The 24,278-nt window shown below is 64.6% G+C and carries 20 protein-coding genes, 1 pseudogene and 1 riboswitch; of the genes and pseudogenes, 16 read left to right on the top strand and 5 right to left on the bottom strand.

Going from position 1 to position 24,278, the window contains the following annotated elements; all coding sequences use genetic code 11:
• Positions 1–253 precede the first annotated feature (253 nt).
• The 6 genes and pseudogenes from CEW83_RS17275 (at position 254) to CEW83_RS17255 (ending at position 5,522) form a co-directional block, all read left to right on the top strand.
• Positions 254–1,369: a branched-chain amino acid ABC transporter substrate-binding protein gene (locus CEW83_RS17275; protein WP_108950449.1), complete on the top strand. Its 1,116-nt coding sequence runs from the start codon at positions 254–256 to the stop codon at positions 1,367–1,369.
• 131 nt (positions 1,370–1,500) lie between these two features.
• On the top strand, positions 1,501–2,433 hold the full coding sequence (locus CEW83_RS17270; protein WP_108950448.1) for a branched-chain amino acid ABC transporter permease: 933 nt from the start codon (positions 1,501–1,503) through the stop codon (positions 2,431–2,433).
• 15 nt (positions 2,434–2,448) lie between these two features.
• Entirely contained in the window at positions 2,449–3,543 is a 1,095-nt protein-coding gene (locus tag CEW83_RS17265; protein ID WP_108950447.1) for an ABC transporter permease subunit, read from the top strand.
• Positions 3,540–4,262: pseudogene (locus CEW83_RS21255) on the top strand (ABC transporter ATP-binding protein); the annotation flags it as partial. The gene CEW83_RS17265 and the pseudogene CEW83_RS21255, both read left to right, overlap by 4 nt.
• A 39-nt stretch (positions 4,263–4,301) precedes the next feature.
• Positions 4,302–5,036, top strand: a complete 735-nt coding sequence (locus CEW83_RS21250; protein ID WP_108977068.1) for an ABC transporter ATP-binding protein — start codon at positions 4,302–4,304, stop codon at positions 5,034–5,036.
• A 93-nt stretch (positions 5,037–5,129) separates the two neighbouring features.
• Positions 5,130–5,522, top strand: a complete 393-nt coding sequence (locus CEW83_RS17255) for a rhodanese-like domain-containing protein (RefSeq protein WP_108950445.1) — start codon at positions 5,130–5,132, stop codon at positions 5,520–5,522.
• 34 nt (positions 5,523–5,556) lie between these two features.
• On the opposite strand, the gene CEW83_RS17250 is transcribed toward CEW83_RS17255, so the two are convergent.
• Positions 5,557–7,089 carry a choice-of-anchor I family protein gene (locus CEW83_RS17250; RefSeq protein ID WP_108950444.1) on the bottom strand — a complete coding sequence of 511 codons (1,533 nt, stop codon included), beginning with the start codon at positions 7,087–7,089 and terminating at the stop codon, positions 5,557–5,559.
• An 81-nt stretch (positions 7,090–7,170) separates the two neighbouring features.
• A complete protein-coding gene (locus CEW83_RS17245) occupies positions 7,171–8,358 on the bottom strand; it encodes a multidrug effflux MFS transporter (RefSeq protein ID WP_108950443.1) in 1,188 nt (395 codons plus the stop codon).
• Positions 8,359–8,677: 319 nt separating this feature from the next.
• Positions 8,678–8,777: riboswitch (guanidine-I (ykkC/yxkD leader) on the top strand.
• A gap of 58 nt (positions 8,778–8,835) precedes the next feature.
• On the opposite strand from CEW83_RS17245, the gene CEW83_RS17240 reads away from it, so the two are divergent.
• From CEW83_RS17240 to atzF, 7 genes are all read left to right on the top strand, one after another.
• Entirely contained in the window at positions 8,836–9,912 is a 1,077-nt protein-coding gene (locus CEW83_RS17240; protein ID WP_108950442.1) for a putative urea ABC transporter substrate-binding protein, read from the top strand.
• 91 nt (positions 9,913–10,003) lie between these two features.
• Positions 10,004–10,819: an ABC transporter permease gene (locus tag CEW83_RS17235; protein WP_108950441.1), complete on the top strand. Its 816-nt coding sequence runs from the start codon at positions 10,004–10,006 to the stop codon at positions 10,817–10,819.
• The gene (locus CEW83_RS17230; protein ID WP_108950440.1) at positions 10,816–11,604 is read left to right on the top strand and encodes an ABC transporter ATP-binding protein; all 789 of its coding nucleotides are present in this window, start codon (positions 10,816–10,818) and stop codon (positions 11,602–11,604) included. The genes CEW83_RS17235 and CEW83_RS17230 overlap by 4 nt, the downstream gene beginning before the upstream one ends.
• Before the next feature lie 10 nt (positions 11,605–11,614).
• Positions 11,615–12,346 carry an urea amidolyase associated protein UAAP1 gene (locus CEW83_RS17225; RefSeq protein WP_108950439.1) on the top strand — a complete coding sequence of 244 codons (732 nt, stop codon included), beginning with the start codon at positions 11,615–11,617 and terminating at the stop codon, positions 12,344–12,346.
• Positions 12,347–12,357: 11 nt separating this feature from the next.
• Complete coding sequence (locus CEW83_RS17220; protein WP_108950438.1) at positions 12,358–12,996, top strand: urea amidolyase associated protein UAAP2; 639 nt, start codon at positions 12,358–12,360, stop codon at positions 12,994–12,996.
• Positions 12,997–13,083: 87 nt separating this feature from the next.
• Positions 13,084–16,686: an urea carboxylase gene (uca, locus tag CEW83_RS17215; RefSeq protein ID WP_108950437.1), complete on the top strand. Its 3,603-nt coding sequence runs from the start codon at positions 13,084–13,086 to the stop codon at positions 16,684–16,686.
• Positions 16,683–18,503, top strand: coding sequence for an allophanate hydrolase (gene atzF / locus CEW83_RS17210; RefSeq protein ID WP_108950436.1), 1,821 nt, complete (start codon positions 16,683–16,685; stop codon positions 18,501–18,503). Before uca ends, atzF begins: the two co-directional genes overlap by 4 nt.
• A gap of 37 nt (positions 18,504–18,540) precedes the next feature.
• Here the strand turns inward: atzF and CEW83_RS17205 are convergent, their stop codons facing one another.
• Together CEW83_RS17205 and CEW83_RS17200 are read right to left on the bottom strand one after the other, a co-directional pair.
• Entirely contained in the window at positions 18,541–20,040 is a 1,500-nt protein-coding gene (locus CEW83_RS17205) for a YifB family Mg chelatase-like AAA ATPase (RefSeq protein ID WP_108950435.1), read from the bottom strand.
• An 88-nt stretch (positions 20,041–20,128) separates the two neighbouring features.
• Positions 20,129–20,386 carry an accessory factor UbiK family protein gene (locus CEW83_RS17200; protein ID WP_108950434.1) on the bottom strand — a complete coding sequence of 86 codons (258 nt, stop codon included), beginning with the start codon at positions 20,384–20,386 and terminating at the stop codon, positions 20,129–20,131.
• Between the two features lie 289 nt (positions 20,387–20,675).
• Here CEW83_RS17200 and CEW83_RS17195 point away from each other — a divergent pair, with 289 nt between their 5' ends.
• The 3 genes from CEW83_RS17195 (at position 20,676) to CEW83_RS17185 (ending at position 23,251) form a co-directional block, all read left to right on the top strand.
• The gene (locus CEW83_RS17195; RefSeq protein ID WP_108950433.1) at positions 20,676–21,440 is read left to right on the top strand and encodes a TorF family putative porin; all 765 of its coding nucleotides are present in this window, start codon (positions 20,676–20,678) and stop codon (positions 21,438–21,440) included.
• Between the two features lie 76 nt (positions 21,441–21,516).
• Positions 21,517–21,855 (top strand): P-II family nitrogen regulator, encoded by a 339-nt coding sequence (gene glnK, locus CEW83_RS17190; protein ID WP_108950432.1) that lies wholly within the window; start codon positions 21,517–21,519, stop codon positions 21,853–21,855.
• A 13-nt stretch (positions 21,856–21,868) separates the two neighbouring features.
• The gene (locus CEW83_RS17185; RefSeq protein WP_108950431.1) at positions 21,869–23,251 is read left to right on the top strand and encodes an ammonium transporter; all 1,383 of its coding nucleotides are present in this window, start codon (positions 21,869–21,871) and stop codon (positions 23,249–23,251) included.
• A gap of 148 nt (positions 23,252–23,399) precedes the next feature.
• Here CEW83_RS17185 and purU read toward each other — a convergent pair whose 3' ends face one another.
• Positions 23,400–24,275, bottom strand: coding sequence for a formyltetrahydrofolate deformylase (purU, locus tag CEW83_RS17180; RefSeq protein WP_108950430.1), 876 nt, complete (start codon positions 24,273–24,275; stop codon positions 23,400–23,402).
• Positions 24,276–24,278: the final 3 nt, after the last annotated feature.

Below are 24,278 nucleotides of genomic sequence, written 5' to 3'. Positions count from 1 at the left end.
ACCGCCAGAAATCCGGCAATGCTGCAGCGCAAGACGCAAAATGCATCAACAGGGCAACAGCGCAAAGACGCCAGATGCGTATTTTTGTGCAGAATACGCACAGCCTGGGGCTGCCAAAGGTAATACCAGTCTTTTCCGGTACCGTTGGCAGTGCAGGTGCGGCGTCGCACGCAAGCCCCGAGATGAGACCCGGAGCGCAGCACACCGATCGGACAATGTCTCGTAAACCATTGCTTTCGCTGGAGGATCAAGAATGAAGAAGACCATCGTTGCACTCGCGGTAATGGGCCTCGGCATCACGGGCGCCCACGCCCAGGAAATGGTTGTGAAACTCGGCAGCGTCGCACCGCTGACCGGCACCATTTCCCACCTCGGCAAGGACAACGAAAACGGTGCCCGTCTGGCGGTTGAAGACGCCAACGCCAAGGGCATCACGATCGGTGGCAAGAAGGTCAAGTTCGAGCTCATCGGCGAAGACGACCAGGCCGACCCGCGCACCGGCACCACGGTTGCACAGCGCCTGGTCGATGCCGGAGTGAAGGGCGTCGTGGGTCACCTGAACTCGGGCACCACGATTCCGGCCTCGCGCATTTACGACCAGGGCGGCATCCCGATGATTTCGCCGTCTGCAACCAACCCCAAGCTCACCCAGCAAGGCTACAAGGGCATCTTCCGCACCATCGCCAACGATGTGCAGCAGGGCTCGGCGCTGGGCAAGTTCATGGTCGGCCCCCTGGGTGCGAAGAAGATCGCGATCATCGATGACCGCACCGCTTATGGCCAGGGTCTGGCCGACGAGACCGAGAAGGCGGCGAAGGCCGGTGGCGCCCAGATCGTTGCGCGCGAGTTCACCACCGACAAGGCCACCGACTTCAATGCCATCCTGACCAAGATCCGCGCAACCAACCCGGACGTGATCTTCTTCGGCGGCATGGATGCGCAGGGCGGCCCGATGCTGCGCCAGCTCAAGCAGCTCGGTGTAACGGCCAAGTTCGTCACCGGCGACGGTGGCTGCAGCCCGGAGATGATCAAGCTTGCGGGTGAGGCCATCGGCAGCTCGGCCTATTGTTCGATGGCGGGCCTGCCGCTCGACAAGATGCCTGGCGGCGCCGAGTTCCGCGATCGCTTCAAGAAGCGCTTCGGCACCGATGTGCAGATCTACTCGCCGTATGCCTACGATGCGGCAACTGCCATGATCACGGCCATGCAGAAGGCCGATTCGGTCGAGCCGAGCAAGTACCTGGCCGCGCTCAAGACCTCGGCGGTTCCGGGCGTAACCGGCAATGTCGCGTTCGACGAGAAGGGCGACATCAAGGAAGGCGCCATCACCCTGTATCAGTTCAAGGACGGCAACTGGGTCGCGATGTAATCCCGTTCCGGGGGCGAAAGCCCCCGGTTTTCGAGGTGTAAGGCCTGCAGAGCCGCGCTGCCAGCGTTCACAGCCGCCCTGGCCTTTCAGCCCTTACCCCTTCTCTTGTCTCACCCTTCCAAAAGACCACGATGGAAACTCTCATCCAGCAAGTTCTGAATGGCCTGGTGATCGGAAGCGTCTACGCACTGATCGCGCTTGGCTACACGATGGTTTACGGCATTCTCGGCCTGATCAACTTTGCCCACGGCGACGTGCTCATGGTTGGCGCCCTGACTGCCCTGCAGACCATGATGTTCCTGATGGGCATGGCCCCGGGCATGTCTCCGATCACCATGCTGACGATCTCGCTGATGGTGGCGATACCGGTGTGCATGATGATCGGCTACGCCATGGAACGTCTGGCCTATCGACGATTGCGCAACGCCCCCCGCCTGGCACCGCTGATCACCGCCATCGGCATGTCCTTCCTGCTGCAGACCCTGGCCATGATCATCTGGGGCCGCAACTACCACACCTTCCCGCAGCTGATCTCGACCACCCCGATGCAGCCCATCGAAGGCGTGTTTGTGACCCCGGTGCAGATCTTCATCATCATCTCGTCCGCGCTGATCATGATCGGCCTCAGCCTGCTGGTGAATAAGACGCGCATCGGCCGCGCCATGCGCGCCACCGCGGAGAACCACCGCGTCGCCAGCCTGATGGGTGTCGACACCAACACCGTGATCGCCTTCACCTTCGTCATCGGTGCCGCACTGGCTGCAGTGGCCGGCGTGATGTTCGCCAGCAACTACGGCATTGCCCACTACGGCATGGGCTTCATGCCCGGCCTCAAGGCCTTTACCGCAGCTGTACTCGGCGGCATCGGCAACCTCGGCGGCGCCATGCTCGGCGGCATCGTGCTGGGTCTGGTCGAGTCGCTCGGCGCGGGCTACATCGAGCACCTGACCTTCGGCTTCCTCAACTCGTCCTACCAGGACATCTTCGCCTTCATCATTCTGGGCCTGGTGCTGATCTTCAAGCCCACCGGCCTGCTCGGCGAACGCGTGTCGGACCGGGCATAAGGGAGGCATGCAAACATGAACGAACTCGTCTCCGCGGTGCCCTGGCTGGGCAAACGCAACCCGATGGCCGCACGCTGGCTCATCATCATCATCGCCATCGCCGCGCCCATCATCGCCATGCAGTTCGGCCGCAGCTGGGTGCGCATCCTCGACTTCGCCCTGCTCTACATGATGCTGGCGCTCGGCCTCAACCTGGTGGTGGGTTTTGCGGGCCTGCTCGACCTGGGCTACATCGCGTTCTATGCGGTCGGCGCCTACACCTTTGCCTTCCTCGCCTCGCCGCACTTCGACCTGCACCTGCCGTTCTGGATCGTGCTGCCGCTGGGCGCGGCCTTTGCGGGGATGGCGGGCATCATGCTGGGCTTTCCGGTGTTGCGATTACGAGGGGACTATCTCGCCATCGTCACGCTCGGCTTCGGCGAGATCATCCGCATCTTCATGAACAACCTGAACTACCCGATCAACATCACCAACGGGCCGCAAGGCATCAACGGCCTTGATTCGATCAACCTGTTCGGCTGGGATCTGGCCCGCAACCTGCAGGTCACCGAAGACATTTCCATCCACTCGCTCTACCTCTACTACTACTTCTTCCTCGCCTGCGTGGTGGGCTCGATCATCTTTGTCCAGCGCCTGCAGATCTCGCGCGTGGGTCGCGCCTGGGCTGCGATGCGCGATGACGAACTCGCGGCCAAGGCCATCGGCATCAACACCCGCAACATGAAGCTGCTCGCCTTCTCGCTTGGCGCCACCTTCGGCGGCGTGGCCGGCTGCCTGTTCGGCGCCTTCCAGGGCTTCGTGTCACCGGAGTCCTTCTCGCTGATGGAATCCATCGCGGTACTGACCATGGTGGTGTTCGGCGGCATGGGCAACATTGCCGGCGCCATCGTCGGCGCCTTCGCGCTTGCCCTGCTGCCCGAGATCCTGCGTGACGTCGCCGTGCCGCTGCAGCAGACGCTGTTCGGCCACGTCCTGCTCGACCCTGAAGTCCTTCGCATGCTGCTGCTTTCCCTTGCCATGATCCTGATGATGCTGCTGCGCCCGTCCGGTCTGATTCCGGCCCGCGCACGTTACGCCCACCCCGAAAACCTGCACCGGGACACCCAATGATTACGCTGCTAGACGCCCGCAATGTGGGCAAGCGCTTTGGCGGTCTGCAGGCGCTCACCGATGTTTCGCTGACCATCCGCAAGGGTGAGGTCTACGGCCTGATCGGCCCCAACGGTGCGGGCAAGACCACCTTCTTCAACGTGCTGACCGGCTCCTACATTCCCGATGGTGGCGAATTCGTGTTCAACGGCAGCGAACTGCCTTCGGGCAAGCCGCACAAGATCGTCGGCCGAGGCATTGCCCGCACCTTTCAGAACATTCGCCTGTTCCGCGATCTCACCGCACTCGAGAACGTCATGGCTGGCCACCACATCCGCACCAAGGCGGGCGTGTGGGGCATCCTGACGCAGAACCGCTTCACCCGCGAGGAGGAGCGCCTCACCACCGAGCGTGCCTACGAGATGCTCAAGTACGTCGGCATCGAGCGCTTTTCGCAAACCGTGTCAAAGAACCTCTCCTACGGCGACCAGCGCCGACTCGAGATTGCCCGCGCCCTGGCCACCGAGCCGCAACTGCTGGCGCTGGACGAACCCGCTGCAGGCATGAACGCCACCGAGACCGCCCAGCTCAAGGTGCTGATCGAGCAGATCCGCCATGACGGGGTTACCGTGATGCTGATCGAACACGACGTGAAGCTGGTGATGGGGCTGTGCGACCGTGTCGCGGTGCTCGACTTCGGGCGCAAGATCGCCGAAGACGTGCCTGCCGAAGTGCAAAGGAACGAAGCCGTGATCAACGCCTACCTGGGGGTGGCAAGCATGCAGCATAAGCCCTCCTCACCCCTGCTCCAGCTGAAGAACCTGCAGATTGCCTACGGCGGAATCCACGCGGTAAAAGGCATCGATCTCGAACTGGCCAAGGGCGAACTGGTGTGCCTGATCGGTGCCAACGGCGCCGGCAAGACCACCACCCTGAACGCAATTGCCGGTCTGCTCCCGCTTGAAGGCGGCGACATCCTGTACAACGACGCGTCAATCAATTCCCTGCCTGCGCACAAGCGCCTGCGCCAGGGCATCGCGCTGGTGCCCGAGGGCCGTGGCATCTTCACCCGCCTGACGGTGGAAGAAAACCTGCGCATGGGCGCCTACAGTCGCAAGGACAACGACGGCATCGAGGCCGACCTGGAAAAGGTCTACACCATGCTGCCGCGGGTCAAGGAGCGCCTGGAGCAGGTCGCGGGCACGCTGTCCGGTGGCGAGCAGCAGATGGTGGCCATTGGCCGCGCCCTGCTGTCGCGCCCAAAACTGCTGCTGCTCGACGAACCCTCGATGGGTCTCGCGCCGCTGGTGGTGGAAAAGATCTTCGAAGTCGTGCAGTCGGTCGCCAAGGAAGGCGTCACCATCCTGCTGGTGGAGCAGAACGCCAACCTGGCGCTCGAGTTTTCACAGCGCGGATACGTGATGGAATCGGGCAAGATCACCCTTACCGGCAGCGGTGACGAACTGCTGGCCGACCCCAAGGTGCGCGCAGCCTATCTCGGCGAAGCCGCCTGACGGACGCAGCGGGACGTGCAGGACACGTCCCGTTCGCCACCCGCTTCATTCGAACAACCGAATATAATTCTCCGCTAAAGGAGACAGATTCGAATGAAACACCTCAGCCCCAAAGAAGCCTTCGCCCTGCTGCAGGCCGACCCGCAAGCGCTGCTGATCGATGTGCGCAGCGAGATCGAATTCCTCTTCGTCGGTCATCCGGTGGGTGCCATCCATGTCTCGTGGAATGACGGCCCCGACTGGGAGATCAACCCGCACTTCGTCGGCGAGGTCAAGAAGCTTGCCGGACATGGCGGAGAACGCCCGGTCGTGCTGATCTGCCGCAGCGGAAACCGCTCGGAGGCGGCAGGCAACGCGCTGATCGAGGCCGGTTTTTCCAATGTATTCAATGTCAGCCACGGCTTTGAGGGCGAACTAGACGACAGCCATCACCGCAACGCGGTGAACGGCTGGCGTTTCGACGGCCTGCCCTGGCAGCAGTGCTGAGGGGGACGCACCCCCTCCTTGCAGCGCGCAGGCTTCAGCGCTTGCGCCGAATCACCCCGAGAAGGCCCAGCGCAGTCAGCACCAGCGCGACGCCGCCCGGCTCCGGCACCAGGTTGATGCGGAACAGCGAGGTGGTATCCGAGCCTTCACTCGACACCGCCAGGAAATAGCCGCCATCGCGGCTGAAGGCGACCAGACCTTCCGGCGCCAGGTCACCCGGACTGACGATGAAGTCGAGAAAGCTGGACTGCAGCGGGTCGGTGATGTCGTAGATCGCAATCACTGCGGTTGCCAGCTTTTCCAGCGTACGTTCGAAGCCGATGAAGGCCAGCATCCGCCCGCCCACATCCATCAGGGCCAGGCCCTCGGGCTCCGGCCCCTTGTTGTCGCTGCGACCGTCGTCGAAGATGTCCGGAAAACGCTCGCCGAGCAGCCGCTCGAAATCGTCACCACTGTCGAACACCAGATCACCATTGGCGTCGCGGATCGAGAACGAGCGACTGCCGTATGAGTACAGCGCTTCATGCTCGCCGCTGGCGTTGAGTCCGTCGAACGGCGAGATGGTGAGACGGCCGAGGTTCTCATCCTTCTTCAGCTCGGCCGCATCCGGGAAGATGCTGGGATCGAGCCTCACGCTCTTGTCCTTGATGCGCACGTCCTCGTCACGCGTGTCGCCTTCGTTCGCCGTAACCAGATAGGTCTGCCCGCCCGCCACATAGGTCGCAATGGTGTCGGGCATGTACATGCCCTTGACCGGCACGGTGCGCACGGCGACGCTGCCGTCCTTGTCGGAAGGGTCGATCCCCTGGCCCGGCAGGCTGTAATCCTTGGTGCCGAGGCTCTTGACCTCGGTGAAGGTGTTCGTTGCGAGATCGAGAATGCCCACCGCGTTGGCTTCCTGCAGGCTCACATAGGCCTTGCTGCCATCGGGCGAAACCGCGATGTATTCGGGCTCGAGATCGACAGCGGCCGCCTTGCCTGGAAACAGCCGCACGCTGTCGCTGCCAGCCACACCCGCGAAGCCCGCAGTGGCGACGACCGTGCGGCTGCTCATGTCGATGACGCTCACGCTGCCGGCCGGATCTGTCGAGCTCGGATCCGTCATCACCGCGCGCTCGCCTTCGTTGGCGACAAGCAGACGCGAACCGTCGGGCGTGAAGGTCACCATGTCGGGCAGCGCGCCGACCTGGATACGCTCGGCCGCGGCAAAGGTGTTGCTGTTGAAGAGCTGCACAACGCCGGGCTGGGTGTGATCCGGTGCGGCAATCGCGACCGCAGCCACGCCATTTCTGATCGCGACGCTATTGACGTCGCCCAGCGCGGACAGGTCGATGTGGCGAATCAGCGCGCCAGTGCGGGCATTGAGTACATCGACGCCGCTCACACCCGCCACCCACAAGGTATCGTTGAGCGGGTCGTAGGCAGGAATCTCGGCTTTCTGCCCTGCGGCATTGCCAGCCGCATGATCGTAGGACCAGACCTTTTCCCACAGCACCGCCGGCGCAGCCAGCGCGGGCATGGACACGAGGCCGGCGCACAGCAGCGCGGCACGGATTGTTGTACGCATTTGAATCTCCCAGTCGTTTCAGTCACCGCACTCGCAGTCAGCCTGCGAGTATCGCCACGACGTATTACAGGGAGATAACAGTCACACCGGCAGTGCCCGGCGGCGCCAGGTCAGAAAGCCGATCAGGGCCAGCGCCGCAAACATGCACATGCCGGCGGCAAGAGTGACCGGCGACTTCCACAGCAGCGGCCCAATCACCCCTGCGGTGCACGCATTCATGCCCACCTGCACGAAGCTCTGGCAACTGGAGGCCATACCCCGGCGTTGCGGAAAGAGGTCGAGCGCAAGAATGCTCATGCTGGGCATCGCCAGCGCCATGCCCACGCCATAGATCGAAATGGGAAGAACCAGCAGCAGGCGCTGCGTAGGCTCGCTCGCGGCAAGCAGCACGCTGCCCGCAGCCGCACCGAGCATGATGGCAAAACCGACCGCAATCGCGCGCGTGGGAGACCAGTACCCGGCCACCCGGCCGGACAGGCCGGAACCGAACATCATCCCGGCCACCACGGGCACGAAGAGCCAGGCGAAATCCTGCGGCCCGAGCCCAAGGTGCGTCATCACGAACACTGGCGCCGACAGCACGTAGATGAAGAAACCGTTGAACATCAGCGCCACCGAAAACACGAGCAGCAGGAACTCAGGGTTGCTCAGTACGCCACGATAGGCGCGAACGAGCGAAGCCGGATGAAGCGGCTGGCGCGCCTCCTCGGACAGGGTCTCGGGCAGGTAGCGCCAGGTCAGCGCACTCAGGGCCACGCCGAAGAAGCCGAGGAAGACGAAGATGGCACGCCAGTCGGCCACCGCGAGCAGGAGACCGCCAATCAATGGTGCGATTGCGGGCGCGATGCCAAAGATCATCATCACCCGCGACATCAGCCGCTGTGCCTGTGGGCCTTCGTGAACATCGCGAATCACCGCCCGCCCCACGACCATCCCGGCACCACCGCACAGGCCCTGCACCGCACGTCCCACCCACAGCCATTCGATGCTCGGCGCCACGGCGCACAGCATCGACGCGACCGCAAACAGGGCCGTCGCCCAGATCAGCACCCGCCGCCGCCCGAAGCGGTCCGCGAGCGCACCGTGCCACAACACCATGAAGGCAAAGGTCGCCATGTAGGCGGTCAGCGTCTGCTGCACTGCGACCTGAGTCGCGCCGAGCGACGCCTCCATCTGCGGAAACGCCGGAAGGTAGGTGTCGATGGCAAACGGGCCGATCGCGGCAAGCGCGGCCAGTACCCAGGCCAGCCAGGGAGAGCTTGAAGGCATGAAGGTTGTCGTTATTCGATGATCGGCCGATCGCAGGGCCCAGGGCAGGCAGAACGGAACGCCTGCGCAACGCCCTTTCAGCACACGGGGGCACCGTACGGGAAGGCGTCATGATACGCGGGGACTACCCTCTTCGCGCCACTCAGATCCGCACCATTTCCGTGCATGCATCCCAAAGCTGGTGCGCAGAACTGATCTCATTGAACCGGAACGCCTTCAATGTCCATTGAGATCGCGCCATCTGCGGGTGGCACGGTTCTGGCTTTATTGTCTTTGTGCAGGAGCGGTTCGATTCACCGAACTTCACGCGCCACAATTTGAAATAGATGACTAGGGTTCCGGCCTGCGCGAGCAGGTGTCTGGTCCGAGAGTTGTCGACCTCTTTCGAGGTTACACGGCGGGACAAAAGCCCGGGAGAACGAAGCATCTCGTGATGCGCCGCTCCCGCCCGAACCGTTAACCGAACAGGAGGTTTTCATGCGCAAGTCCCGCCTTTTCTCTGCTGCTGCAGCAGCCCTGCTCTCCCTCACGATGGCGGTCTCCGCCCCGGTCCAGGCTGCGCCCAAGAAAGACTTCAAGGTGTGCTGGACCATCTATGCCGGCTGGATGCCATGGGAGTACGCCGCGTCGTCCGGCATCATGGAAAAGTGGGCGAAGAAGTACGACATCAAGGTCGATGTCGTGCAGGTCAATGACTACATCGAGTCGATCAACCAATACACCGCAGGCAGTTTCGACGGCTGCGCCATGACCAACATGGATGCGCTGACGATCCCCGCAGCAGGCGGCGTCGATACGACCGCACTGATCATCGGCGACTTTTCCAACGGGAACGACGGCATTGTCATCAAGGGCAAGGGCAAGACCGTTGCCAGCCTCAAGGGCAAGCCGGTCAATCTGGTCGAACTCTCCGTATCCCATTACCTGCTGGCACGCGCCCTGGAAACGGCGGGCATGAGCGAGCGCGACACCAAGGTGGTCAACACCTCGGATGCCGACCTCGTCGCCGCCTTCGCCACCTCCGGCGTGGATGCAGTCGTCACCTGGAACCCGCTGCTCGCTGAAGTGGCTGCCACGCCGAACGTTACCAAGGTGTTCGACTCAAGCAAGATTCCCGGCGAAATCATCGACCTGATGGTGGTCAACAGCAAGACACTGGCCGAGAACCCCGCGCTCGGCAAGGCACTGACCGGTGCCTGGTACGAGGTGATGTCGGTGATGAGTGCAGACACGCCGGCAGGCAAGGCAGCACGGCAGAAGATGGCGGCCGCATCGGGTACCGACCTCGCGGGTTACGAAGCCCAACTGGCGGCGACCAAGATGTTCTATACCGCGCCGGAAGCCGTCGCCTTTGCCACCAGCAAGTCCCTGCCGACCACCATGACCAAGGTTGCACAGTTCAGCTTCCAGCATGGTTTGCTCGGCGAAGGCGCACGCAGCGCAGACGCCATCGGCATGAGTTTCGCCACCGGTACGACCGGCGACGCGAAGAACGTGAAACTGCGCTTCGACCCCAGCTTCATGAAGATGGCCGCCGACGGCAAGCTGAACTGAGCACAGCCGACGCCCTGCCTCGCGTTCGCGCCCGCACGGCCACCGCCGTGGGTGCGAACGCCGGCACCCAGCCCTATCCGGAACCCTCAAGATGCGCCTCATCAATCGACGCCCCGGTCGCAGCTGGCGAGTGAGTCTGGCGATCCTGCCATTCGCACTGCTGTTGATCGCCTATCTCGCCGGCTCGGCCACCCGACTGGCGGAGAATCCGCAGGACAAGCTCTTGCCCAGCGTAGTGCAGATGGCCGCCGCAGTGGACCGCATGGCCCTGACCGAAGACGTGCGCACAGGCCGCTACCTGTTGTGGGACGACACCGCCTCCAGCCTCAAGCGCCTGGGCATGGGCCTGGCGATTGCCGCAACGCTCGGGCTCTGCCTCGGCGTGCTGTCGGGCACGCTGCCAATGTTCGGCATCTCGCTGTCACCGCTGCTCACGGTGCTGTCGATGATTCCACCACTTGCCATCCTGCCGGTGCTGTTCATCGTCTTCGGCCTCGATGAGTTCTCCAAGGTGATGCTCATCGTGATCGGCATCACCCCGGTCATTGCCCGCGACATCGAACAGCGCGCCCGCGAGATTCCGGTCGAACTGCTGATCAAGGCGCAGACCCTGGGCGCCAACACCTGGACGCTGATCCTGCGCGTGGTCCTGCCGCAGTTGCTGCCGCGCCTGCTGATCGCACTGCAACTGGTGCTCGGCTCGGCCTGGCTGTTCCTGATCGCGGCCGAAGCCATCGCCTCGACCGATGGACTGGGCTATCGCATCTTCCTCGTCCGGCGCTACCTGGCCATGGACGTGATCCTGCCCTACGTGGCCTGGATCACGCTGCTCGCCTGGCTGATGGATTTCGGCCTGAAGCGCCTCACCCGCGCCGCCTTCCCCTGGTACGAAGGAGGTCGGGCATGAGCTACATCCAGGTACGCAATCTGTGGCAGACCTACGGCGATCAGGTGGTGCTGGAAAACCTGCGGGTGGACATCGAAGAGGGCGAGTTCTGCGCGCTGGTGGGTGCATCGGGCTGCGGCAAATCGACCTTCCTGCGCATGCTGCTCGGCCAGGAAGCGCCCAGTCGCGGCACGATCCTGCTCGACGGCAAGCCACTGGCCACCGAGCCCGACGCCAGCCGCGGCATCGTGTTCCAGCGCTATTCGGTGCTGCCGCACCTGAGCGTGCTCGACAACGTCGCGCTTGGGCTGGAGCTGCCGCGTGCGCCCTTCCTCGGGCGCCTGTTCGGCCGCGCCAAGGTCGAAGCCCGCGAGCAGGCCGCAACCCTGCTCAAGCGGGTCGGACTGGGCCATTCGCTGGACAAGTATCCGAGCCAGCTTTCCGGCGGCATGCAGCAGCGCCTCGCGATTGCACAGGCGCTGATCATGAAGCCGCGCATGCTGCTGCTCGACGAGCCCTTCGGCGCGCTCGACCCCGGCATCCGCAAGGACATGCACGCCCTGCTGCTTGAGCTGTGGCAGGAAACCCGGCTCACCGTGCTGATGGTGACCCACGACCTGTCCGAGGGCTTCACCCTGGGCACGCGACTGCTGGTGTTCGACAAGGTCCGCCACGACCCGCACGAACCCGGCGCCTACGGCGCCCGCATCACCTACGACATTCCCCTGAATCTTGACCGCCACGCCACCCGCGAGGCCGTCGCCGCGCTGCCGGAGCATGTCACCGGCGCGCTCAAGACTGCATGAAGAGGACATCATGACCACACACGCCTCCCCCCTGCCTTACCCCGCGCTCGCCGCAGAGCTGCTGCCCGGCGGCGGTCACCGCTCCTTCGTGCTGCGTCGCGGCCGCCTGCTGCGACTCACCGATATCGAAGGCGGCGCCAACGTCAGCCTGCTGCTGTTCAACGCCCACGAGAAAACCGAGCGCCTCAATCTGCCCGACGCGCTCAAATGCCAGCACACCGCCAAGCTCAGCCGCGGCCACTGCCTGTACTCGGACATGGGCCGGGTGCTCGCCGCCATCACCGAAGACACCGCCGGCTGGAGCGACAGCCTGGGTGGCGTGCTCGATGCCGCCGAGGTGAAGGAGAAATACGGCGAAGGCCCCTACCAGACCCTGCGTAATGCCTGCTACCGCAATGGCACCGACAACCTGCTGATCGAGCTCGGCAAATGGGGCATGGGCGTGGAAGACCTGCTGATGGTGCTCAACCTGTTCTCCAGGGTCACCGTCGACGCCACGGGCGGCATGCACTTCGTGCCCGGCAACAGCAAGGCCGGCGACTATATCGAGCTCTATGCGCCGATGGACACCCTGGTGGTGATGACCGCCCTGCAGCATCCGATGGACCCGTCGCCCGCGTATGCACCCAAGCCTGTGCAGCTGACCTGGATGCAGGCCGAAGCCGGCGTCGCCGAGCACTGCCGCAGCTCCCGCCCGGAAAACGAGCGCGGCTTCATCAACACCGAAAACCTGTATCTGTGAGGCAACCCGACATGAGCACCCTGACCTCCAGCACACTGAATCCCGAAGCTGCCGTCGCCCGCCACATCATCCCGGCAGGCGAACCCTGGGTGGGCGAAGTCAAGGCCGGCCAGACCGTCCGCCTGCTCGACCTCGAAGGCAACCAGGCGGTCGACACGCTGTTCTATGGCGTCGCCAACCCCAAGGAGCGCTACGACCCGCAGCGCACCCTGCGCCGCCAGGCCAACGTGTATCTGACCACCGGCAGCGTGCTGTACTCCAATCTCGGACGCCCGATGCTCACCATCTTGGCCGACACCTGCGGTCGCCACGACACCCTGGGCGGCGCCTGCGCGCAGGAGAGCAACACCGTGCGCTATGCGCTCGACAAGCTGCACATGCACGCCTGCCGCGACAACTTTCTGTGCGGCTGCCTGCACGATGGCCGCCTGGCCAAGGGCGACATCGGTGCCAACATCAACTTCTTCATGAACGTGCCGGTCACCCCCGAGGGTGGCCTGACCTTCGAGGACGGCATCTCCGGTGCGGGCAAGTACGTGGAACTGCGCGCCGAGATGGATGTGATCGTGCTGATCTCCAACTGCCCGCAACTGAACAACCCCTGCAATGGCTACAACCCGACCCCGGCCGAAGTGCTGATCTGGGACTGAGCCAACGAATCACCCGGAGGACGACCTCCGCGGTTCCGATCTCCGGCGGGACGACCCGCCACAGCTCGACAAGAATCGGGTGAGACCATGTTCGACAAAGTCCTGATCGCCAACCGCGGCGCCATCGCCTGCCGCATCCTGCGCACGCTGCGCCAACTGGGCACCGGCGGCGTGGCGGTGTACTCGGAAGCGGACGCCGCCAGCCGTCACCTCATCGAAGCCGACGAAGCCTGCAGCCTGGGTGAAGGCGCCGCCGCCGGCACCTATCTGGCAGTGGACAAGATCCTCGCCATCGCCCGCGATACCGGTGCCGGCGCCATTCACCCCGGCTACGGCTTCCTGTCCGAGAACGCCGCCTTCGCCGAACGCTGCGAAGCCGCCGGCATCGCCTTCATCGGCCCCACGCCGGAGCAGCTGCGCGTATTCGGCCTCAAGCACACCGCACGCGCGCTGGCCAAAGCGCACGGCGTGCCGATGCTCGAAGGCACCGAACTGCTCGACTCGGTGGATGACGCCCTCGCCGCCGCCGACACCGTAGGCTACCCGGTGATGCTCAAGAGCACTGCCGGCGGCGGCGGCATCGGCATGCGCGTGTGCCGCAGCGCCGACGAACTGGCACAGCAGTTCGAGGCCGTGCGCCGATTGGGCGAAAACAACTTCTCCGACTCGGGCGTATTCATCGAGAAGTACATCCAGCGCGCACGCCACCTGGAAGTGCAGATCTTTGGCGACGGTGCGGGCGAAGTCATCGCGCTCGGCGTGCGCGACTGCTCGGTGCAGCGGCGCAACCAGAAGGTGCTCGAGGAGACCCCGGCGCCGAACCTGCCCGCGGGCATGGCCGACGCGCTGTGCGAGGCGGCGGTCCGCCTCGGCCGCGCGGTGAATTACCGCTCCGCCGGCACGGTCGAGTTCGTCTATGACAGTGAGGCAGGCGCCTTCTATTTCCTCGAAGTGAATACCCGGCTGCAGGTCGAGCATGGCGTCACCGAACAGGTGTGGGGCGTAGACCTGGTCGCCTGGATGGTGCAACTGGCCGCGGGCGACATGCCGCCGCTCGCCGCGCTCGCCGCCACGCTCAAGCCTCAGGGCCACGCCATCCAGGCCCGGCTCTACGCGGAAGACCCCGGCCGCGACTTTCAGCCCTGCCCCGGCCTGCTGACCTCGGTGAGCTTTCCGGCGGCAGACGGGCGCGCGCTGCGCATCGACACCTGGGTCGAGGCCGGCTGCGAGATTCCGCCCTATTTCGACCCGATGATCGCCAAGGTGATCGCCCATGCCTCCGACCGCGACGCGGCGATTGCCGGTCTCGATGCGGCCCTGGCACAGAGCCGGCTCTACGGCGTGGAAACCAACCGCGACTACCTGCGCCAGATTCTGGCGGACACGCCTTTCGCCAGCGGCCAGCCCTGGACGCGCTGCCTCGAGGGCCTGCGCTACCGCAGCCACAGCATGGAGTTCATCACCGCCGGCACGCAGACCACGGTGCAGGACTGGCCCGCCCGCCTCGGTTACTGGGCGGTCGGCGTGCCGCCTTCGGGACCGATGGACGACCGTGCGCTGCGCCTGGGCAACCGCCTGCTGGGCAACGACCAGGGTGCAGCCGCGCTCGAGATCACCATGAGCGGCCCCATCATCCGCTTCAACTGCGATGCGGTCGTGGCCGTCACCGGCGCAGACATCCCGCTCAGCCTCGACGACGTGCCGCAACCGATGAACACCGCGATCTTCGTGCCCGCGGGCGGCCGGCTGGTGTTCGGCACCATCGCCGGCGCGGGTGCGCGCAGCTATCTGTGCGTGCGCGGCGGCGTCGATGTTCCCGATTACCTCGGCAGCAAGAGCACCTTCACCCTCGGCCAGTTCGGCGGCCATGGCGGACGCGCGCTGCGCGGTGGCGACGTGCTGCACCTGTTCCCGCTTGCGGACACTGCCGCCGGCGCCAGCCTGCCTGCTGCGCTCACGCCACCGCTGCAGCCCGCGCGCGAGCTGCGCGTCATCTACGGCCCTCACGGCGCACCGGAGTATTTCCGCCAGGACTACATCGAACGCTTCTTCGCCACCGACTGGGAAGTACACTTCAACTCCAGCCGCACCGGTGTGCGCCTGATCGGCCCCAAGCCGGACTGGGCACGCGACAGCGGCGGCGAAGCCGGCCTGCATCCGTCCAACATTCACGACAACCCGTATGCGATCGGTGCGGTGGACTTCACCGGCGACATGCCGGTCATCCTCGGCCCGGATGGCCCCAGCCTGGGCGGCTTCGTGTGCCCGGTGACGGTCATCGAAGCCGACCTGTGGCAACTCGGTCAGCTGAAAGCCGGCGACAAGGTGCGCTTCATCCCGGTCAGTCTGGAAACGGCGCGCGCACTGGCGCAGGCTCGCAGCACCGAAGCCGCGGGCCTGACGCAGGCCTGCCCGGCCAGCTCGGACGCGATCGCGCTGGCCTCGCCCATCGTGCTCGACATCGGTCACGACGACACCCGGCTGGTCGCGCGCGTCTCGGGCGACACGCATGTGCTGCTCGAAGTCGGCCCGCCCGAACTCGACCTGGTGCTGCGCTTCCGTGCCCATGCACTGATGCAGGCCATCGAGGCACTGGCGCTCGACGGCCTCATCGACCTGACCCCGGGCATCCGCTCGCTGCAGCTGCACTACCGTCCGGAGACCCTGCCGCTGGCCACCCTGCTCAAGCGCGTGGCGGCATTGTGGACCGCAGTGTGCGAGCGCGACGATCTCGAAGTGCCGTCGCGCGTCGTGCATCTGCCGCTGTCGTGGGACGACCCCGCCTGCCAGCTGGCAATCGAGAAGTACATGACCACGGTACGCAAGGACGCGCCATGGTGCCCGAGCAACCTCGAATTCATCCGCCGCATCAACGATCTGCCCAACCTGGAGGCCGTGCAGCGCACCGTGTTTGAGGCCAGCTACCTGGTGATGGGGCTGGGCGACGTGTATCTCGGCGCGCCGGTGGCGACACCGCTCGACCCGCGCCATCGCCTGGTCACCACCAAGTACAACCCGGCCCGCACCTGGACCGCGGAGAACTCGGTCGGCATCGGCGGCGCCTACATGTGCATCTACGGCATGGAAGGCCCCGGCGGCTACCAGTTCGTCGGCCGCACGCTGCAGATGTGGAATCGCTACCGCGCGGTCGACGCCTTTGGCGGCAAGCCCTGGCTGCTGCGTTTCTTCGATCAGGTGCGGTTCTTCCCGGTCGCCGCCGACCAGTTGCTGCGCATCCGCCGCGACTTCCCGCTCGGGCGCTACCCGCTGCAGATCGAGCACACCACGCTGAAGCTGGCCGACTATCAGGACTTCCTCGCCCGCGAAGCCGAGGCCATCGCCGACTTCCGTACCCAGCAGCGCGCCGCCTTCGATGCCGAGCGCGAACGCTGGATCGCGACCGGCCAGGCGCATTTCGACGCAGAGGAAGTCGCCCCCGACATCGGCGAAGACGCGCCGCTGGGCGAAGGCGAACATGCGATCGAAAGCCATATCGCCGGCAACCTGTGGCAGGTCAAGGTCGAGGCCGGCGCACGCGTGTCCGAGGGCGACACCCTGGTCATTCTCGAATCGATGAAGATGGAAATCCCGCTCACCGCGCCGCGCGACGGCATCGTCAAGGAGGTCCGGGTGCAGCCCGGCTCACCGGTGCGCGCCGGCCAGCGCGTCCTGATCCTGGAGGAAGCATGAACACCCTGTTGCCCAAGCATCCGCATGACCTGCGCATCGATACGCTGCAGGCCGCCTACCGCAGCGGCAGCCTCAGGCCACGCGACCTCATCGGAGCACTCCGTGCACGCTCGGCCGAGCTGAACCCGGAATACAGGCTCTTCATCCACCTGCTCGACGAGTCCGAGCTCGAACCTTACCTCGCCGCGCTCGATGAGCACTCACCGGCGGACCTGCCGCTGTACGGCATTCCCTTCGCGATCAAGGACAACATCGACCTCGCCGGCGTCCCCACCACCGCGGCCTGCCCGGCCTTCGCCTGCACGCCGTCACGCTCGGCGACGCTGGTCGAACGCCTGATCGCGCTCGGTGCAATCCCGCTCGGCAAAACCAACCTCGACCAGTTCGCCACCGGACTCAACGGCACGCGCTCACCATACGGTGCGTGCCGCAACTCGGTGCTGCCCGGCTATCCGTCGGGCGGATCGAGTGCCGGATCGTCGCTGGCGGTGGCGCTGGGTGTCGCCAGCTTTTCGCTTGGCACCGATACCGCCGGTTCGGGCCGGGTGCCGGCGGCGCTCAACAATCTGGTCGGCACCAAGCCCACCCGCGGCCTGCTGTCGACGGCGGGCGTGGTGCCGGCCTGCCGCACGCTGGACTGCGTCACCTACTTCACCGCGACGGCCCGCGAGGCCTCGCTGCTGATGGCGCTGACTGCAGTGCCCGATGCGCGGGACAGCTACAGCCGCAGCAACCCGTCGTGGAACCATGGCAGCGCGTTCGGCAGCCCGCGGCCGTTCCGGTTTGGCGTGCCCCGTGACGAGGACCTGGTCTTTTTCGGGTGCACGGAAGGGCCCGCACTCTTCGCGGATGCGATCGCGCAGCTTGAAGCCATCGGCGGCGAACGGGTCGAGATGGACTTTTCGCCCTTTCTGGAGGCAGCCCGTCTGCTCTACGAAGGGCCGTGGGTCGCCGAGCGCTATGCGGTCGCCGGCGCGCTGATCGAGCGCGATCCCGATGCCGTCCTGAAAGTGATCCGCGATGTACTGGCAAAGGCGCCCGACGCGACCGCGGTCGACGCCTTCACCGCACAGTACAGGCTGCAGGATCTCAAGGCCGTGTGCGACAGCGTGCTGGCGGGCCTCGACTGCGTGCTGACGCCCACCATCGGGCGTCCGGTCACCCTCGCCGAACTCGAAGCCGAACCGGTGCTGCGCAACAGCGAGCTCGGCTATTACACGAATTTCATGAACCTGCTCGACTATGCGGCGGTTGCCGTACCGACCGGCTTCATGCGCAACGGCCTGCCCTGGGGCGTAACCCTCTTCGGCCGCGCCTTCACCGATCAGTACCTGCTCAGCCTCGCCGACGCGGTACAGCGCAATCATGCTCTGCCGCTGGCTGGCGGACACGAGAGCGCCTTGCCGGCGCTGGCTTCGGTCGCGCAGCACGACCGCCTGCGCGTCGTCGTCTGCGGCGCCCACCTGAAAGGACTTCCGCTCAACCACCAGCTCACCTCGCGTGGCGCCCAGTTGATCGAGCGCACCGTCAGCAGTCCGCATTACAAGCTCTATGCACTCGCCGGCGGCCTACCGTTCCGGCCCGGCATGGTGCGGGTTTCGCAAGGGGGCGCCGCCATCGAAGTCGAAGTCTGGGAACTGCCTGCTGCCGAACTGGGCACCTTCCTGGCGGGCATCCCCGCCCCGCTCGGACTGGGCAAGGTCACGCTCGCCGATGGCCGCCAGGAAACCGGCTTCATCTGTGAGCCGAGCGGTATCGAGGGCGCAACCGACATCAGCCATTTCGGCAGCTGGCGCCGTTATCTGGAGAACCGATAGACGCCGGGGCCTGAGCCCCGACGGACACTCCGTACGCTCAGTGCGAAGCCAGCCCCCGCCGGTACTGAATGGCTTCTGCCATGTGCGCGGCGCCGGGCTGTGCGACTTCATTCAGGTCGGCGAGCGTGCGCGCAACCCGCAGCACCCGGTGATAGGCGCGCGCCGACAGATTGAGGCGGCTCATGGCCTGTGCCAGCAAGGCCGCCCCCGCCGCGTCAGGCACGCAGCAGGCGTCCACCTGCGCCGGCGCGAGCGCGGCGTTCGGCATGCCCTGACGCTCGACCTGCAACGCTCGCGCCCGAAGCACCCGGGCGCGGACAGCTGCACTCGACTCGCCGCGGGAGGCCTCGGCAAGGTCCTCGTAGGACACCGCCGGCACCTCGACCACCAGATCGATACGATCGAGCAGCGGACCGGAAAGGCGCGCACGGTAGCGGGAGATCTGCGTCGGCGTGCACGTGCACGCCCGGGTCGGATGACCCGAATAGCCGCAGGGGCAGGGGTTCATTGCTGCGACGAGCTGGAAGCGTGCGGGAAACTCGGCCCGCCGGCGCGCGCGCGAGACCGTGACATGACCGGTTTCAAGCGGCTCGCGCAGCGACTCCAGCACCCTGCGGTCGAACTCGGGCAGTTCGTCGAGAAACAGCACACCGTGATGGGCCAGGGACACCTCGCCCGGTTGCGGGATCGCACCGCCGCCCACCAGTGCCGCAGCCGACGCCGAGTGGTGCGGGGCGCGAAAGGTGCGCCGCCCCCAGTTGGCGGCGTCGAACCGGCCGGTGAGTGAATGCACGGCTGCACTCTCGAGCGCCTCGGCTTCGGTCAGTGGCGGCATCAACCCGGGCAGGCGCTGTGCCAGCATCGACTTGCCGGTACCGGGCGAACCATACATGAGCAGCGAATGCCCGCCGGCAGCAGCGACTTCCAACACCCTGCGAGCCTGGAACTGCCCCCTGACATCAGCCAGATCGGGCGCAAGCGCGAAACCGTCGCCCACGGCAGGGGGCGGATGGGCAGACAAGGACGCGAGCCCGTTCAGATGCGCGCACACGGCCAGCAGGGATGTGGCGGGCAGCACATTGACACCGCGCGCCAGCGCCGCCTCGTCGGCATTCTCGAGCGGCAGCACCAGCGCGCGCTGGTGGCGTCCGGCCGCCAGCGCGGCTGCAAGCGCCCCGCGAATTCCGCGCAGACTGCCATCGAGCGAGAGCTCGCCACAGAATTCGTGCGCATCCAGTCCGGCGCCCTTGACCTGCCCCGACGCGACCAGAATGCCGAGCGCAATCGGCAGATCGAAACGTCCGCCCTCCTTTGGAAGGTCGGCCGGCGCGAGGTTTACCGTGATCCGTCGCTGTGGGAACTCGAACTGGGAGGTGATGATGGCCGCACGCACCCTGTCGCGGGCCTCGCGCACTTCGGTGTCGGCCAGGCCGACAAGTGTAAACGCGGGCAATCCATTCGAAAGGTGCACTTCGACCGTGACTTCGGGCGCATTGAGCCCGTCAACGGCGCGGGTGCGCACGAGCGCGATCGACATCCGGACCTCCAAAACTGACCGGGCGTCAGTCTAGCGGAGATCCGGATAATGACAATAGAATTAAATAAACAGCTGCCGTTTCGGCTGATCAGTCCGGCGTGCTGTCCCGCTCGACTGCGTCCGCTTCGAGCACGGCAACCCGCGCCTCGAGTTCTGCCAGACGCTGGCGCGCGTGAGCAAGCATCTCGCGCTGGACTTCGAACTCCTCACGCGTCACGAGATCGAGCTTGCCGAAAGCACCGGAGAGCACCGCCTTCAGATTCTTCTCGATATCGCGCGCCGGACTGTTAGCTGCGAGTTCGGAGATTTTGGACCCGATTTCATCGAAGATGCGTGGATTTGCCATGGAGATCACCGCCTTTATTACGAACAGAGTATCAGTCTAGCACGCACGCCGGACGGTGCTTTTGCAGCCGATGCGCGAAAGTGGCGCACGATGACTTGTCACAACGCACCAATGTGGTGCATAAAGTGACTCCATGCCTCATTTGTGCACATTACTCCACTGAGTCGTAACGAATACCGTCTGCAGAAACGCTCCAAAGCCCAACAAGAGAAAGGGATTCAGCAAACTGGCACGGTGTGTGCATTGGTTGGCTCACCAAAACACAACCCTACTCCTTCAGGAGCGAACCATGCGCAAGAGCCTCATTGCAACCGCCGTTCTGGCTTCCCTCACCTTCGTCGGTGCCGTGCACGCCGAAGAAGACAGCCCGTTCAGCGGCAACATCTCGCTGACAACGGATTACGTCTTCCGCGGCATCAGCCAAACTCAGGGCAACCCGGCCCTGCAGGGCGGTTTCGACTACGCGCACTCCAGTGGCTTCTATGTCGGCACCTGGGCGTCGAACGTCGGCTGGGTCGACGATGTCGCCAAGTCGCAGAACAGCATGGAATGGGACCTGTATTTCGGTTTCGCCAATGAAGTCGGTCAGCTCTCCTACGACGTAGGCGCTGTGCGCTACTTCTACCCGGGCAGCGGGATCAGCGGCGTGTCCTCGCCGGACACGACCGAAGTCTATCTGTCGCTGGGCTGGAACATCCTCGAGCTCAAGTACTCGCACGGCGTGTCGAAGACGCTGTTCGGCTGGAATGGCACCAACACCACCAGCACCCGCAACAGCAACTACCTCGAGCTCAACGCAGAGTACGAGTTCGCCGAAGGCTGGGCCGCATCGGCTCACGTCGGTCGCCAGATCATCAAGAACAACGGCGCCGCCTCCTACATGGACTGGGGCGTCGGTGTGAGCAAGGACGTAGGCTTCGGCACGTTCGCGGTCAACTACGCCGGTTCCGACGCGGATGGCAGCTGCTCCAAGGGCGAGCCCTACTGTTTCGGTTCGAACGGCAAGAACGCAGCGGGTGACCGTTTCTACGCATCGTTCAGCAAGGAATTCTGAGCGCGATTCGGGTGTTCGGGCCCCGAGAGACAGGGGCCCGGATGAATGAGATCTCAGCAATAAAGGTGGAGCAATCATGAAATTCATCAGTGCCATCATCAAGCCGTTCAAGCTCGACGAAGTGCGTGAAGCACTGTCGGCGATCGGCGTTCAGGGCATCACGGTGACCGAGGTCAAAGGCTTCGGTCGTCAGAAGGGCCACACCGAGCTTTACCGCGGCGCGGAATACGTCGTCGACTTTCTGCCCAAGGTGAAGATCGAAGCGGCCATCCGCGCTGACATCCTTGATCAGGCCATCGAGGCCATCGAGAAGTCTGCGTCCACCGGCAAGATCGGTGACGGCAAGATCTTCGTCTTCGAACTGGAACAGGCTATCCGCATTCGCACCGGTGAAACCGGATCCGATGCCCTGTAAGGGAGATTGAGAAATGAAAAAACTATTTGCAATCCTGCTGGCGGCTGTGACCGTCGGCTTTGCTGGCGGCGTTTACGCCCAGGAATCGACGGCACCCGTTGTCGAAGCAGTTGTTGAAGCAGCCGCAGCCGTGGCTGAAGCACCGGCCGAAATGGCCGCAGAACCCACGGTCAACAAGGGCGACGTCGCCTGGATCATGACTGCCACCCTCCTCGTTCTGTTCATGGCCCTTCCCGGCCTGGCGCTGTTCTACGGCGGCCTCGTCCGCTCCAAGAACATGCTGTCGGTGCTAATGCAGGTGATGGTGGTGTTCTCGCTGATCTCCGTGCTGTGGGCCTTCTACGGCTACAGCCTGGCGTTCACCGAGGCCAGCCCCTTCATCGGCTCGCTCGACAAGCTGTTCCTGTCCGGTGTGAGCATCGACACCCTCGCAGACACCTTCACCGACGAAGCCAAGCTGCCTGAGTACGCGTTCATCGCCTTCCAGGCCACCTTCGCCGGCATCACCTGCGCACTCATCGTCGGCGCCTTCGCCGAGCGCATGAAGTTCTCCGCAGTGCTGCTGTTCTCGGTGATCTGGTTCACCTTCTGCTACCTGCCGATCTGCCACATGGTCTGGGGCCCGGGCGGCTACCTGCTGGGCGACGGCGCACTCGACTTCGCTGGCGGTACCGTGGTGCACATCAACGCCGGTGTTGCCGGTCTGGTTGGTGCCTACATGGTTGGCAAGCGTATCGGCTACGGTCGTGAATCCATGGCCCCGCACTCGCTGACACTGACCATGGTCGGTGCCTCGATGCTGTGGGTGGGCTGGTTCGGCTTCAACGCCGGTTCCAACCTGGAAGCCACTTCGGGCGCAGCGCTGGCCTTCATCAACACCCTGTTCGCCACTGCCGCTGCAGTGCTGGCCTGGTGCGTCGGTGAAGCCATGTTCAAGGGCAAGCCCTCCATGCTGGGTGCTGCATCCGGTGCGGTTGCCGGTCTCGTGGCCATCACCCCGGCCTGCGGCTCGGTTGGCCCGATGGGCGCCATCGTGATCGGCCTGCTGGCTGGCTTCATCTGCCTGTGGGGCGTGAATGGCCTCAAGCGCATGCTCGGCGCGGACGACTCGCTCGACGTGTTCGGCGTGCATGGTCTCGGCGGCATCGTCGGTGCCATCCTGACCGGTGTATTCACCGCACCGTCCCTGGGCGGCACGGGCGGCGACGACTTCTCGATCGCCAGCCAGGTGTGGATCCAGACCTACTCGGTAATCATCACCATCGTATGGTCGGCAGTGGTTGCTTTCGTCGCCTTCAAGATCGCCGACATGTTCGTCGGTCTGCGGGTCCCGGAAGAAGAAGAGCGCGAAGGCCTGGACATCACGTCCCACGGCGAAACCGCTTACCACTACTAAGCATCAAAAAGGGTCGAACCGACCTCCTCCGGTTCTTCCCATTCTGGGCGCCCTGCGGGGCGCCCTTTTTTGTTCACGCGCCGACGACGGACGTAAGAAAGGCGCCCCGAAAGGCGCCTTGATAACGGCAGCACCGCAGCCTTCCGGCCTAGCGGAACACCACGGTCTTGTTTCCATGCACCAGCACCCGGTCTTCAAGGTGATAGCGCAGACCGCGTGCCAGCACGGTTTTCTCGATGTCCTTGCCGTAACGCACCATGTCTTCGGCCGCATCGGAGTGATCGATACGAATCACGTCCTGCTCGATGATCGGCCCCTGGTCCAGATCGGCGGTCACATAGTGGCAGGTCGCGCCGATCAGCTTCACGCCCTTGGCGTAGGCCTGATGATAGGGGCGCGCGCCAACGAAACTGGGCAGGAAGCTGTGGTGAATGTTGATGATGCGCCCCGGGTAGGTGGCGCACAGCGTTGGAGACAGGATCTGCATGTAGCGGGCCAGCACCATGGTGTCGCCGCGCACCTCTTCGAACAGGCGCCCCACCTCGGCATACGCGCTCGACTTGTTGTCGGGCGTGACCGGCACGTGGTGGAAGGGAATGCCGTGCCACTCGACGAAGCCGCGCAGCGTATCGTGATTGGAAATCACGCACGGGATCTCGATATCGAGTTCCCTCGACTTCCATCGCGCCAGCAGATCGTACAGGCAGTGCTCCTGCTTGCTCACCAGCATGACCACCCGCTTCTTCACTGCGGAGTCGGTGATCTTCCACTCCATCTCCAGTTCTTCGGCCAGCGGCCGGAAACGCTCGCGCAACTCGCTGAGGTGAAACGGCAGCGAGTCCGCACGAATCTCGATGCGCATGAAATAGCGCCCGATGTCCTCGCCATCACGCGGCGGCTCCGCATGCAGCGAGGTTTCGAGAATCCATCCCTGGTGTTCGGCGATGAAGCCCGATACCCGGGCGACGATGCCGACACGGTCGGGACAGGAGGCTGACAGGGTGAAGAAGCGTTCGCGATGCATGGC

It is taken from the genome of Parazoarcus communis (assembly GCF_003111645.1).
Classification (GTDB): domain Bacteria; phylum Pseudomonadota; class Gammaproteobacteria; order Burkholderiales; family Rhodocyclaceae; genus Parazoarcus; species Parazoarcus communis_A.
This window is presented reverse-complemented; position numbering and strand designations above follow the sequence as displayed.

Excerpts from the sequence above, each read along its gene's own strand:
- CEW83_RS17245 (WP_108950443.1), bottom strand. The coding sequence starts at position 8,358 with ATGCCTTCAAGCTCTCCCTGGCTGGCCTGGGTACTGGCCGCGCTTGCC.
- CEW83_RS17235 (WP_108950441.1), top strand. The coding sequence starts at position 10,004 with ATGCGCCTCATCAATCGACGCCCCGGTCGCAGCTGGCGAGTGAGTCTG.
- purU (WP_108950430.1), bottom strand. The coding sequence starts at position 24,275 with ATGCATCGCGAACGCTTCTTCACCCTGTCAGCCTCCTGTCCCGACCGT.
- uca (WP_108950437.1), top strand. The coding sequence starts at position 13,084 with ATGTTCGACAAAGTCCTGATCGCCAACCGCGGCGCCATCGCCTGCCGC.
- CEW83_RS21250 (WP_108977068.1), top strand. The coding sequence starts at position 4,302 with ATGCAGCATAAGCCCTCCTCACCCCTGCTCCAGCTGAAGAACCTGCAG.
- CEW83_RS17240 (WP_108950442.1), top strand. The coding sequence starts at position 8,836 with ATGCGCAAGTCCCGCCTTTTCTCTGCTGCTGCAGCAGCCCTGCTCTCC.
- CEW83_RS17275 (WP_108950449.1), top strand. The coding sequence starts at position 254 with ATGAAGAAGACCATCGTTGCACTCGCGGTAATGGGCCTCGGCATCACG.
- CEW83_RS17200 (WP_108950434.1), bottom strand. The coding sequence starts at position 20,386 with ATGGCAAATCCACGCATCTTCGATGAAATCGGGTCCAAAATCTCCGAA.
- CEW83_RS17220 (WP_108950438.1), top strand. The coding sequence starts at position 12,358 with ATGAGCACCCTGACCTCCAGCACACTGAATCCCGAAGCTGCCGTCGCC.
- CEW83_RS17255 (WP_108950445.1), top strand. The coding sequence starts at position 5,130 with ATGAAACACCTCAGCCCCAAAGAAGCCTTCGCCCTGCTGCAGGCCGAC.
- CEW83_RS17195 (WP_108950433.1), top strand. The coding sequence starts at position 20,676 with ATGCGCAAGAGCCTCATTGCAACCGCCGTTCTGGCTTCCCTCACCTTC.
- CEW83_RS17225 (WP_108950439.1), top strand. The coding sequence starts at position 11,615 with ATGACCACACACGCCTCCCCCCTGCCTTACCCCGCGCTCGCCGCAGAG.
- atzF (WP_108950436.1), top strand. The coding sequence starts at position 16,683 with ATGAACACCCTGTTGCCCAAGCATCCGCATGACCTGCGCATCGATACG.
- CEW83_RS17185 (WP_108950431.1), top strand. The coding sequence starts at position 21,869 with ATGAAAAAACTATTTGCAATCCTGCTGGCGGCTGTGACCGTCGGCTTT.
- glnK (WP_108950432.1), top strand. The coding sequence starts at position 21,517 with ATGAAATTCATCAGTGCCATCATCAAGCCGTTCAAGCTCGACGAAGTG.
- CEW83_RS17265 (WP_108950447.1), top strand. The coding sequence starts at position 2,449 with ATGAACGAACTCGTCTCCGCGGTGCCCTGGCTGGGCAAACGCAACCCG.
- CEW83_RS17205 (WP_108950435.1), bottom strand. The coding sequence starts at position 20,040 with ATGTCGATCGCGCTCGTGCGCACCCGCGCCGTTGACGGGCTCAATGCG.
- CEW83_RS17270 (WP_108950448.1), top strand. The coding sequence starts at position 1,501 with ATGGAAACTCTCATCCAGCAAGTTCTGAATGGCCTGGTGATCGGAAGC.
- CEW83_RS17250 (WP_108950444.1), bottom strand. The coding sequence starts at position 7,089 with ATGCGTACAACAATCCGTGCCGCGCTGCTGTGCGCCGGCCTCGTGTCC.
- CEW83_RS17230 (WP_108950440.1), top strand. The coding sequence starts at position 10,816 with ATGAGCTACATCCAGGTACGCAATCTGTGGCAGACCTACGGCGATCAG.